This is a genomic window from Vibrio sp. 2132-1 (assembly GCF_033344315.1).
In genome coordinates this window covers 1-520 of record NZ_JAWPON010000849.1, presented here as the reverse complement: position 1 = coordinate 520, position 520 = coordinate 1, and the positions used below count along the sequence as shown (strand labels likewise).

The window sequence follows — 520 nt, the reverse complement described above, 5'->3', positions numbered from 1 at the left end:
ACGTCTCAGCATATACCGGGAGCTGGTCAGGGCGGGTCATGAAGGCCTGCCGGTTGGCGAACTGCAGAAGCACCTTGAGATTCCTGCCTCCACGCTCAGCCATCATCTTTCAGCGCTGATATCCGCTGGACGGCACTGTTGCAAATAGTCGGTGGTGATAAACTTATCATCCCCTTTTGCTGATGGAGCTGCACATGAACCCATTCAAAGGCCGGCATTTTCAGCGTGACATCATTCTGTGGGCCGTACGCTGGTACTGCAAATACGGCATCAGTTACCGTGAGATGCAGGAGATGCTGGCTGAACGCGGAGTGAATGTCGATCACTCCACGATTTACCGCTGGGTTCAGCGTTATGCGCCTGAAATGGAAAAACGGCTGCGCTGGTACTGGCGTAACCCTTCCGATCTTTGCCCGTGGCACATGGATGAAACCTACGTGAAGGTCAATGGCCGCTGGGCGTATCTGTACCGGGCCGTCGACAGCCGGGGCCGCACTGTCGATTTTTATCTCTCCTCCCG

The 520-nt window shown here is 55.4% G+C and carries 1 protein-coding gene and 1 pseudogene; both read left to right on the top strand.

Annotated elements, in window-relative coordinates; all coding sequences use genetic code 11:
• The first annotated feature begins 10 nt into the window (after nucleotides 1-10).
• Nucleotides 11-148 (top strand): winged helix-turn-helix domain-containing protein, encoded by a 138-nt coding sequence (locus R8N47_RS28360; protein WP_077260839.1) that lies wholly within the window; start codon nucleotides 11-13, stop codon nucleotides 146-148.
• Nucleotides 149-194: 46 nt separating this feature from the next.
• Nucleotides 195-520 (top strand): annotated as a pseudogene (locus tag R8N47_RS28355) (IS6-like element IS26 family transposase); the annotation flags it as partial.